Annotated in this window: 9 protein-coding genes; 7 read left to right on the top strand and 2 right to left on the bottom strand. The window is 66.3% G+C overall.

Features of this window, described 5'->3' with window-relative positions; translation table 11 throughout:
* Nucleotides 1-56 precede the first annotated feature (56 nt).
* Nucleotides 57-902, bottom strand: a complete 846-nt coding sequence (locus ACWCRD_RS39275) for a hypothetical protein (RefSeq protein WP_450970471.1) — start codon at nucleotides 900-902, stop codon at nucleotides 57-59.
* Nucleotides 902-2,227 (bottom strand): type VII secretion protein EccE, encoded by a 1,326-nt coding sequence (gene eccE / locus ACWCRD_RS39270; protein WP_450970470.1) that lies wholly within the window; start codon nucleotides 2,225-2,227, stop codon nucleotides 902-904. Before eccE ends, ACWCRD_RS39275 begins: the two co-directional genes overlap by 1 nt.
* 419 nt (nucleotides 2,228-2,646) lie before the next feature.
* On the opposite strand from eccE, the gene eccB reads away from it, so the two are divergent.
* The 7 genes from eccB to mycP (ACWCRD_RS39235) all read left to right on the top strand — a co-directional run bounded on the left by eccB (nucleotide 2,647) and on the right by mycP (ACWCRD_RS39235) (nucleotide 10,177).
* Nucleotides 2,647-4,224: a type VII secretion protein EccB gene (eccB, locus tag ACWCRD_RS39265; protein WP_450970469.1), complete on the top strand. Its 1,578-nt coding sequence runs from the start codon at nucleotides 2,647-2,649 to the stop codon at nucleotides 4,222-4,224.
* A gap of 266 nt (nucleotides 4,225-4,490) precedes the next feature.
* On the top strand, nucleotides 4,491-4,802 hold the full coding sequence (locus ACWCRD_RS39260; RefSeq protein ID WP_115905532.1) for a WXG100 family type VII secretion target: 312 nt from the start codon (nucleotides 4,491-4,493) through the stop codon (nucleotides 4,800-4,802).
* 114 nt (nucleotides 4,803-4,916) lie between these two features.
* Nucleotides 4,917-5,207 (top strand): WXG100 family type VII secretion target, encoded by a 291-nt coding sequence (locus ACWCRD_RS39255; protein ID WP_115905531.1) that lies wholly within the window; start codon nucleotides 4,917-4,919, stop codon nucleotides 5,205-5,207.
* A gap of 189 nt (nucleotides 5,208-5,396) precedes the next feature.
* The gene (mycP, locus tag ACWCRD_RS39250; RefSeq protein ID WP_450970468.1) at nucleotides 5,397-6,698 is read left to right on the top strand and encodes a type VII secretion-associated serine protease mycosin; all 1,302 of its coding nucleotides are present in this window, start codon (nucleotides 5,397-5,399) and stop codon (nucleotides 6,696-6,698) included.
* A 93-nt stretch (nucleotides 6,699-6,791) separates the two neighbouring features.
* Nucleotides 6,792-7,160 (top strand): hypothetical protein, encoded by a 369-nt coding sequence (locus ACWCRD_RS39245; RefSeq protein WP_450970467.1) that lies wholly within the window; start codon nucleotides 6,792-6,794, stop codon nucleotides 7,158-7,160.
* 37 nt (nucleotides 7,161-7,197) lie between these two features.
* Nucleotides 7,198-8,742 carry a hypothetical protein gene (locus ACWCRD_RS39240; RefSeq protein WP_450970466.1) on the top strand — a complete coding sequence of 515 codons (1,545 nt, stop codon included), beginning with the start codon at nucleotides 7,198-7,200 and terminating at the stop codon, nucleotides 8,740-8,742.
* Nucleotides 8,743-8,830: 88 nt separating this feature from the next.
* The gene (gene mycP / locus ACWCRD_RS39235) at nucleotides 8,831-10,177 is read left to right on the top strand and encodes a type VII secretion-associated serine protease mycosin (protein ID WP_450970465.1); all 1,347 of its coding nucleotides are present in this window, start codon (nucleotides 8,831-8,833) and stop codon (nucleotides 10,175-10,177) included.
* Nucleotides 10,178-10,988: the final 811 nt, after the last annotated feature.

Below are 10,988 nucleotides of genomic sequence, written 5' to 3'. Positions count from 1 at the left end.
TCACGGGTGCGGCCGGTTCGCACCGTTCGCACCCTTCCCCCGGTGACGACGACGCGTCAGTCCATCCGTCGGGCCACGCCGAGCAGGCCCGTCTCCGCATCGGTGGGTTCGGTCATCACGAACTTGTGGTGCTTGCGGGTGCACCACAGGGCGGCACCCTCGTGCAGCCCCGGCAGGTGCTGCAGATGCTCGTTCGGGACGCCCAGGGTGTCGCGTACGACCTCGATCTCCTGCGGCGAGATGCGCTGGATGCCGACCAGCTGCGCCTGCGACAGCCAACGCGGCGCGTGCTCGCTGACGTACGGCAGGACCGTCACCACGGCCTGCCACGGCACGGAGGTCACCCGCCCGCGCGGCGGGCGCACACCGCAGTCCCGGATCAGCACCACCGGACTGGACACCGACGGCCCCTGCGCGGGCACCCGGCCCACCGGATAGACCGTCACGCACTGCTGGCCGCCGCCCGCCGCCTGCGCCAACTGCTGCCAGACCTGCGGACGTCCGGTCTCGACGCCCACGCGCGCACCCGTCGCGGCGGCGCGCAGCGCCAGCACCTGGGCGAGCCACAGACCACCCACGAGGACGACGTCGAAGGCGGTCGGCCGGGACAGGCCCAGCACCGCCGGCTGCGAGTCCGGGTCGGTGCCGATGAGCACACCGTCGTCACCGATGGGCATGCTGATCGCCGCGAGTTCGTCGGCGGTGACGACATGGCGGTTGCGGCGGGGGCCGCGCAGTCCGAACCCCGGGCTGACGATGCGCCGTTGCTGCTGCGGGGTCTCCGGCTGGCGGATGATCGGGATCATGCCGGTGTCGGTCGGCGAGGCCACGTGGGCCGGCGTCGTACGGCCGGGGGTGCGGCCCTGCTGTCCCGGGGGCATGGTCTGCGGGGGGTAGGACATCAGTAGGTACCTCCGAGCGGCAGGGTGGCGAGGGCTCCGGGGACCTGTTCCCGGTCGAGACGGACCAGACCGGCCTTCGCGGCACTGGCGGCCCGTTCCAACTCCCGTCCCACCTGGCCGAGTTCGCTGTCACCGCGGGCGGTGACCCGGATGTGCCCGGTGAGTGAGACACCGCGGTTCCCGGCCTTGCTCAGGGTCATGCTGAACGTCGTGGCGAGCACCGGCAGCGAGGTCAGCCGCGTGACCAGCTCGGGCAGCGCCACACCGCCGTTGCCCAACTGCGGCCAGCGGGAGACCCAGTAGGTCGCGTGGTACCGGTCGTCGACCCGCCAGGACTTCACCGCTTCGACGGTACGGCGCTGGGGCGCCCGTCCCTCCTGGCCGTGCTGCGCGTTGGCGCGCGGGTTGAGGCAGCTGGACGTGGCCAGCGCCTGCACCAGCTCGTTCTCGTCCAGGATGGTCGCCTTGAATCCGGCGCCGGCCAGTCGGCTGGACAGCTGGTCGGCCACCCGCAGCAGCGCCTTCTGCGCCCCGGGGACACCGTCCCCGCGCGCCTGCACCGCCTCCGGGCACAGCTCCGGGTCGAGCTTGAGGGCGACCCAGGTGAGCCGGAGCGCGGGCGAACCGACCTGCGCCTGCAGGGGGCCGTACGACCGGGCGGCGAGCGACTGCGCGGGCAGATGCGGCGCGGGCGCCGGCTGGGTGTGCTGCACGACCTGCGCGGAGGCGAGGCGGATCCCGTCGACCTCCAGGGCGTCCTGGATCAGCCGCAGCGGCAGCTGACGGTGGGCGGCCGCGGGCCGCAGCGGCTCGTCCGCCGGCTGCACGAAGAGGACGGCGGTCAGGAAGGTCCCGTCGCCGATCATGCCGATCGAGCGGTTGTCACGGGAGACGAAGCCGTACGTCCGCAGGGCCGGGTCGCACTCCACGACCGGGGCGAGCATCGCATCGGTCCCGGGCGGTACGGGCAGCTTGGCGTCGCGCCGGCGCTGCCGCATCGCGCGCGTCGTCTCGTACCACTCGGGCAGCGGCCGGCGTCCCCGGCGCAGCACAGCCAGCAGAAGCAGCAGCACCGCCACGGCACCGGCCGGGGCCAGCAGCCAGGAGGTGTCGGCGGCCCAGGCCGCCAGCATGACCGCGGCCGCGAGCTCCACCAGGATGAGCTGCTGCAAGCGCACCGGACCCAGACCGCCGGGGCGGGGCAGCGTGCGCGGCGACGCGGCGGCGGGGGCGGCAGGAGCGGCGGGTGTACGACGTCTGTCGCCGGGCCCTCCCTGTTGCTGCTGTGCGCGGCGACCGCGCCGAGTGCTCGTAGCGCTGCTCATCCCCCGGGACATCCCTTTCGCGAACTATGTGGCCGCTCACCGGGCCATCACTGGGCCATGAACTGGGCCATGACTGGGCCCACAACATCCGTGTGGGCGGCTCACGGTACCCGCTGCGCAACACGAGGCGACACACGGGACACCGAAACCACAGGTGGTCAGCCTTTCACGGACCGGGCCCGCTTGGTGAAGCGCTGTGGTGAAGCTCTGTGAAGATGCGGGGGCGGCCCAACACCTGGTGAACCGGCGTCCGGTGGCGCAGGGCATAGTAGGTGCCTGCGCGGCCGAGCAGGTGCCTGCGGGCGGCCGAGGCTGCCGTACGAACGCGATCCGGCGTCACAGGCGCGATCGAGCAGTATCGAGCAGTGCCGGCAGCACAGTCACGATCGAGCAGTACAAAAACGGGAGAAACGGGGACCATGGCCAAGCGTCAGGACGAGCTCGCCGCCTACAACTTCGCTCGCAAGCGCACCGTCGCGGCGTTCCTGGCACCGTCACCGGGCGGCTCGGAGGAAGGCGCACCGCGTCCCATGCGCACGGTGACGCCCAGCCTGGCGCTCGGCGTCGTCCTGGTGATCGGCTTCATCGCCTACGGCGTGATCAAGCCGGCCGCACCGGCGGGCTGGGACAAGCCCGGCGAGTACATCATCGTCGACAGCGACTCCACGACGCGTTACGTCGTCATCAACGACAAGACGTCGAACGGCAAGGAGGTCGCGACGCTGCACCCGGTCCTCAACTACGCCTCCGCCAAGCTCCTCCTCGACAAGGGCAAGGGCAGCGTCCTCGAGGTCTCCGGCAGCGAGATCGACAAGAGCAACATCCCGCACGGCGCGACCATCGGCATCCCCTACGCCCCGGACCGCCTGCCCTCCAAGGACGACGCGGAGAAGGCGAAGACGTGGGCCGTGTGCGAGCGTCCGGCGCCGGGAGGCTCGGCCGACTCCATCGACCGCGCCGTCTTCGTCCTCAATGCCGACGACGCCAAGACGCTGGACAATTCCGGCAAGGTCGACTCCAGTGAGGCGCTGTACGTCAAGGACAGCAAGACCGGCGCGCGCTACCTGATCGACCGCGACGGGAACCGATTCCTGCTGGGTGGACCGGCTTTCGACAAGACGACCATGGCGCAGCTGCTCTCGGCCGTCATCGGCACGTCCGCCGAGCCGCAGCCGGTGAGCCAGGAGTGGCTGGCCACCTTCAACAACGGCGGGGCCATCACCTTCCCGACCGTCCCGGGCGCGGGCAGGACGACGACGGCCAAGGGCCTGCCCGCCGGGGCGACCACGGTGGGCCAGGTACTGGAGTCGGAGGACGCGCAGGGCAAGCAGTACTACGTGGTGCTCCAGGACAAGGTCGCCTCCGTCACGCCGTTCGTCGCGGAGCTGCTCAAGCAGTCACCCCAGGCCCAGGCGACCGGGACCACCAAGGTCCCCCAGAACGTCATCATCGCGGCCAACGGCGGCGCGCCGGACAAGTTCTACGGGGACAAGGGCTGGCCGGACGACGTCCCGCACCAGGCCAACCCCGCGTCCACGGCTAACGGCCAGGCCCGCACCACCTCGTGCAGCGTCTACGACGGCACCTTCGGCGCCGACAAGAAGCCGCAGCTGGCCGCCTGGGCCGGAACGGCGTACCCCAAGAAGGTCGTCTCCGGTTCGGTGAGCGCCTACGTCTCCTCCGGCTCGGGCCTGCTCTTCAAGGAGCTCACGGGCGTGGCGGGCGGCGGCGGTGCGCAGTACCTGCTGACGGACACGGGCCTGCGCTACTCGCTGCCGTCGAACAACGACAGCACGGCGAAGGGCAAGGTCGCCGGATCGCCTTCCTCCGGCTCCGACGGGTCGTCGCAGAACGCGAGCGAGACGGACAAGGCCCGCGCGCGACTCGGCTACGAGGACATCACCAACCCCGCGCTGGTGCCGCAGACTTGGGCGGAGTTCATCCCCAAGGGCCCGACGCTGGACACGGGCAGCGCGTCGCAGGAACAGAGCCAGTGATCGTGCAACTCCCGTAGGCGGGCCGACGGTTGCAGTCGGCCGACTGTCAACGCGCGGAAAGGCGCGGGCACTTGAGCGCCCCGGAGTTGTTGATCACAAGATGATCGCTCAAGTGTGTGAGCCGTGTAACTGATTGGTCTTGCCTGTGGATGTGAGACAGGCTGACGATAGAGTGTTTGCAGCGCTCAACGGTGCGAAGCTTCTCCGGGCACCAAGTAGGTTTCCCGGATCAGTCAACATGAACGACGACATGGGGGAAGGTCATCATGGCCGGCCAGTTCCGGGTAACAGAGGACGAACTCACCAAGCTCTCCGGTGACATCAGCACTGTCAACGGCCAGCTCCAGGGCGAGATCCGCCGTCTGAACGGCGTCATCGAGCAGATCGCCGGCGGCTGGAAGGGCCAGGCGGCCACGTCCTACCACCAGCTGCAGGAGCGCTGGAACCAGGACGCGAAGAAGATGAGCGACATCCTCAACGACATCAAGGAAGCCGTGGACTCCACGCGGAGCAACTACTCCGCGTCGGAAGAGCAGCAGAACTCCGAGATCAGCAAGATCATGTCGGACTTCGGCTGAGCCGTATCCCGGCTCCGACCGATCCACTGGGCCCATGGGGTCCACTGGGCCCATGGGGTTCCACTGATCCTGATCGATCCCGAACGACTTCCTAACGATTCTTCCTGAAAGGGAATGACGATGTCGATCCTCGTCAATTACGCAACCATCACCAACGCCTCCACGGACGTGCGTACGACCGCCGGCCGCATCAAGCAGCAGCTCGACGACCTCGAGGCCGCGGTCAAGCGCGTCGCCGCCACCTGGGAAGGCGAGGCGCAGGAGGGCTACCAGCGCAAGCAGACCGAGTGGGACAAGACCGCTCAGGACCTGCACAACACCCTCCTGAAGATCTCCACGGCGCTGCAGAGCGCCGCCGAGAACTACCAGGCCACGGAGAAGAGCAACGCCTCCACCTGGGGCTGAGCCGTCGGCGACCCGAGGCACCTGAGGGACCTGAGGGACCTGAGATGAAGAGAATCGGCCCAGCCGACGCCACAGCGTCAGCTGGGCCGTCCTCTGCTTCGGGCCCGCACACAGCAAATTCAGCAAATCTTCACACTCGTCATCGGGACGTCCGAGATCGGTACGTCAGGAAGCCCTGGGGGCCTGAACATGAGGGGCCTGAACGTGGAGGGCCGCAGAGCCCGTTCGCGTAGCCGCAACGACCGCCACGACCGCAACGGTGGAACCCGCGCACTGCAGCGGGTTTTCGGCGTGCTTGCGGTGACCGGGTTGTGCGTGGTGTCGGCACCGCCGGCCCTCGCTTCCGACGGCCCTGCCTCCGGCGGCGCGAAGTTCGGCCTGGCGGCGAGCACGGAATGCGTCTTCGGCGGCGACGTCATCAAGTCCACGCCCTGGTCCCTCCAGCGGATCCTGCTGGACCAGATGTGGGGGCAGGCGACGGGCAAGGGCGTGACGGTCGCGGTGATCGACACGGGCGTGGACAGCTCCAATCCGCAGCTGCGCGATGCGATGGCCCCCGGCAGTAAGTCCTACGTCGGCGGCTCAGGCACCCAGGACCTCGAAGGCCACGGCACTCGGGTCGCGGGCATCATCGCGGCCCGTCCGCTCAAGGGCACCGGCTTCGAGGGCATCGCCCCAGCCGCCAAGATCCTCTCCTTCCGCTACGCGGGCGGAGAGAACAAGCAGGGCAACGCGGGAACCATGTCCGACGCGATCCGGGCTGCGGTTGCCGCGCGCGCGGAGATCATCAACATCTCCTCCGACACGGCGAACAAAAAAACCGACCCCACACTCGAGAGCGCCGTGACGGCGGCCGTGAACTCGGGAGCCTTGGTCGTGGCGGCAGCCGGCAATGACGGAGCTGACGGCAAGTCCGCGAACACCTACCCCGCGTCGTACCCGGGCGTCCTGGCGGTCGCCGCCTCGGACCGCAACGACGAACGCGCCTACTTCTCACAGGCAGGCGACTTCGTGGACGTCGCGGCACCGGGCGTCGACATGGTCTCGACGGTCCCCAAGAAGGGCCAGTGCACGGCCGACGGCACAAGCTTCGCGGCGCCGTACGTCGCGGGCGTCGCGGCTCTGCTGAAGCAGAAGCACCCGGGCTGGACAGCGGACCAGATCGCCACCCGAATCGAGGAAACGGCCCAACGCCCGGGCCGCGGCCCCAACCGCTACATCGGCTGGGGCGTGATCGATCCGGTGGCTGCGTTGTCGGACACCTCAAAACCGGCTTCCTCACCGACCCCGGATCCGGCAGTGAAGGCCGGCTCCGGCGGGGTCGTTCCCATGGCCGTGACCATGGGGGAGAGCGAGGCGGAGCGAGAGCGCCGGACGGCCATCTATGTGGTGGGGGCAGGGCTCGCGGCGGTGCTGGTGATTGCGGGGAGCGGGGTGGCTGTGCGGGACTGGCGGAGCAGGCGGGTAGGAAGAGCTGGGCGGGTCGGGTAGGCGGCCTCGTCGGCCGAATCGGCCGATGCGGGCGATGACTTGGGCACCGAGCGGTGCTGACAACTTGAAGTACAGGGGAGAGGACAACGGGGTATGAGCGACGGGATGCGGGTTGATCTGAGCGCGCTGGATGAGGTCATCCGGAGGCTCTGGAGGTTGCTGGACGACATGGAGAAGGCCGGCACCACGTCGAAGTACGCCACGGAAATCCCGGAAAACGCCTTCGGTCAGGTTTCGGAGGAATCTTGCAAGTTCCATGAAGCCGAGGAGCTGCACGGGGCTCATAGGGACATGAAGACCAAGATCGAGGGGATCATCGAGAAGCTCCACGGGTTGATCGACGACTTCAGCACGAAGACCTCGAAGGTTCGGGACAAGTACAACGACGAGGAGCACGAGATCAAACACAGCATGGGGAGCGGCTCGGGTGGCTCTGCCAAGGGCCAGTTGGCTTCTAGCTAGTCGAGTTCCGGAACAGCACCGACGAGGGGAGTAGGGCATGGGCGATGCGGCAGGGGACTACAGGGCCAGCCAGCAGTACGCGAAAAGCCAGGACGAGGAAAGGAAGGTGGAACAGCGGAACGAGCATGACCGTCTCGTTGAGTCCGATACGGTCAAACGCCATGGCAAGGCCATCGATCGCAAGGCCTTCAAGACGCAGTTCATGGAGTACTCGGTCAACGGCCTGCGCAAGATGATCCTGGACTCCGATCCTGGGACTATCTCGACGGTTGGCGATCACTGGAAGAGCGTCCATCAAATCCTTTCCGGCGGCGACGGCGACGGAAAGACCGGTGCTGTGGACACACAATCCGTCCCTGGCAGTATCGCCGGGGACCTCGAAAAAGCCGTCGATGACGTCCTGCAACACTGGGACGGCCAGGCGGCCGAAGCCTTTAAGCGCAGGGCTAGCGATATCGGCGTCCAGCTTCGGAATGGGGCTGCGTACGCCAACTTCACGGCTGAGCAACTTTTTGCCGTCAGTACGGACCTCGAGCAGGCCAAGACCGAGATGAGCGGCATCCACGAGCCGTCCTCGCTCGAGAGCGGCTGGAGCAAAATGACTGACGGTGGCGATTACGATGATACCCAGGCGAAGAAGGACCTGGCTGCGGGTGTCAGTGCCAAAACTGTTGCCGAGGCGAACAAGGATAATCTGTCCCTGGGGATGGAGCGAAAGCTTCAGGCCATAGGCGTGATGGAGACCCTGGCGACCAACTACAAGGTTTATACGCAGAACCTCGATAAAAACAAGTGGATTAACGAAAGAGAGCATATCAGTCCGCCGGATAATAACGTGTCAATGCCTCCTCCAATCCCAGCGCCGAGTGCTGCGGCTGGGAGCCCGAGCGCTGGTCGAGTGGCCAACAAGCCGTGGAGCGCAGGTTCCACCGCGAGCATCAAGCCAGCCCCCGCAGCGCCCCGTAACCCGGGCATCACGGGCGGTTCGCAGCTTCCCACGGCCACGTCGGAGCTTCCGACGGCCAGGACGAATGTGGACAGCATCCCTCCTGGCCTCTCTGGGACTGGTTCCGGCACAGGTGTTGGCGAAGCTGGCGTCGGTGGTGGCGGTGGCCTCGGTATCGGTGGAGCGCGGAGCGCAGGTCTCGGGGTGCCTGGCGGAGCTGCTGGCCTTGCGGAGGGCTCTGCTGGCGGACTCGGGGCCCTAGCTGGTCGCGGCGGCTTGGCTGGCGCAGCAGCAGGCCGTGGTGCCGGAGGTCGGGCCGGCATGGGCGGTATGGGCGGCGGAGGCCTCGGTGCAGCTGGCCGAGGTGGTGCCAGCGCTGGCGGCCGTGGGGCCCTTGCGAGGACCCGTGGCGGTGTGGTCGGTTCAGCCAAGGGAGTCGGTAAGGGCGATGGTGGCGGTGCAGGCTTGCACGGCAGCCGGGGTGGAACGCAGGCCGGCGCAGCTGGGGCAGGTGGCAAGGACCGCCGCAAGAAGGAGAACAGCCAGGGCGACCGCCCCGACTACTTGGTCGAGGACGAAGAGACCTGGATCTCGGAAGATGACCGCAACCGGAACGTACCGCGGACGATCGAGTAAGCATGTGAGCGGGCGGGACGAAAATTCTTCGTCTGCCCATATATAGAGGCTGGCGCCCCCCAGCCTCAGCTGAGTGAGGAGCAAGCAATTGGGTTTCAAGCGAGTCTGGTCCACGACAGGTGTTGTGGCATTGACAGGAGCCTTGCTCCTCACCTCGGCTCCCATTGCGTCAGCGGATTACATTCGAGACAAGCAATGGGCAATTGACGTCATCGACTTCAAGAAAGTCTGGTCAGAGTCGCAGGGGCAAGGTGTCACTGTTGCAGTCGTAGATAGCGGTGTGGACGGTAGTCACCCCGACCTGACAGGGCAGGTGTTGAAGGGCAAGGATTTCACGGGAGGTGGAAACGCCCAAGACGACAATGACGGTCATGGTACCGGCATGGCGAGTCTCATCGCTGGCCATGGACACGGAGCGAACAATTCTGCAGGCGTGATTGGGTTGGCGCCGAAGGCTAGGATTTTGCCGATTAAAGCCGGAAATGGCAATGCGGGGGAGCAGTGGCCATCTGGTGTACGCTATGCAGTCGATCACGGGGCATCGGTAATTAATCTGTCACTTGTTGATTCCTCTGCGGGTCCCGGTTCGGAGGCTGCGAAGGCTATCAAGTATGCCCAGCAGCACGATGTTGTAGTCGTGGCCGGCACAGGAAATGATGGGAACGCTGGTATCGACTATCCAGCGAAGCTTCCTGGTGTGGTGGCAGTGGGTGCCGTCGACGAGTCACTTAAGATCTGGTCCAATTCTAATTTCGGTGAAGGTGTGACACTCGCGGCTCCGGGCGTGAGTATTGTGGCGGCGGATCCCAGCGAGACGAATGACTATTCGTCGGGGACTGGCACGTCTGACGCAACTGCCTATGTGTCCGCAACCGCAGCCCTTATCCGCGCCAAGTATCCCGACCTCACCGCTGGCCAGGTCATCAACCGCATGATTAAGTCAGCCACATTCCTCAATCATGACGTCAAGAAGGTGCCCGACGAGGAATATGGCTACGGCATCATCCGACCGTACGCGGCTCTGACAAGGAATATTCCCAAGGGCCCCAAGCAAGGTCCGCTCGCCCAGGCATCACCGTCAACTTCCACGGAGTCCGGTGCTGCCTCCAAGGACTCCGGCAGCACGAGGCAGGCCAAGGGCAAGAAGGACTCCTCGTCCGGCAGCATCCTCCTCATTGCCGGCATCGCAGGCGCAGTGGTCGTCATCGCAATCGTCTTCGCAGTAATCCGCAGCCGCCGAAACCGCGGCAGCGGCGGCGGCGGCAACGGTGGCGGAATGCCCCCGCAGGGCACGGGCTACCCGCCCCAGCCTCCGACGGGCTACCAGCAGCCGTACCCCAACACCCCTCCCAACCAGGGCTACCCCACGCCTCCCAGCCAGTCACCGCAGCACCCCAACCCGTACGCCCAACAGCCCCCGCACCAGGGGCAGTAGGAGTCAACTCACCGTCCAGTGGTGGCGGGGATGATTGGTATCACAGTCCTCCGCGGCAATCACAACGGCGGCGCAGGGAGTCAGCCCGAGAAAAGATTGGAATGGAACCTCTTCAATGGGCGCCATCGTCCTTCTCATCGGCGTTATCGGTATCGGAGCCGTGATTGCCGCCGTCACCGTCTTCACGATTTCCCGTAGCCGCCGCAAATCAGGTAACGCGGGGCCCATGAGCGGAACTTACCCACAGAACATGGGCTATTCGTCTCAGCAAGGGATGTACCCAACCGTTCAACAGCCCTACCCCACTGCGACACCCAACCAGAGGTACGGGTACCCCGCTCCTCCGGGACATTCGCAGCAGCACCCCAACCTCTATGCCCAACAGCCACCGCACCAGGGTCAGTAGAAGAGTCAGGTTCGCATGTGGGCGTGATATCGATTGATGCCTTCGTCCTGACGAGGTGCGCGAATGAGCGGCTGCGCACTTCATCGAGCGAGAACTGGCCCGTCTCATCGTTGCGATCACGACGATTAACACCTGGAACCGCTTCGTTGTGACGTGACACATGCCCCTGGGGCACTGCAAACCGGGTTGGTACAGCTGCGTCTCGGCGACGGCTTCCAGGTGTAGGCCCATGTCATACGTGGGCAACGGTCTCGTGGCGCTCATGTGGCGAATTTTTGAAGCGCTGAGGGGCCACCGGAACCCGGTACGGCACGCTTTGGCAGTGCATGTAAGGTGCTAGGAAGGCCTGGGTGATTAGTTGAGTTCTCTGGGCACAATGCGTCCAGAGCCGAGCGGGGAGAAAGC

It is taken from the genome of Streptomyces sp. NPDC002092 (genome assembly GCF_053593775.1).
Note: the sequence above shows the minus strand (reverse complement) of the source record. Positions and strands in the feature narration are given on the sequence as shown.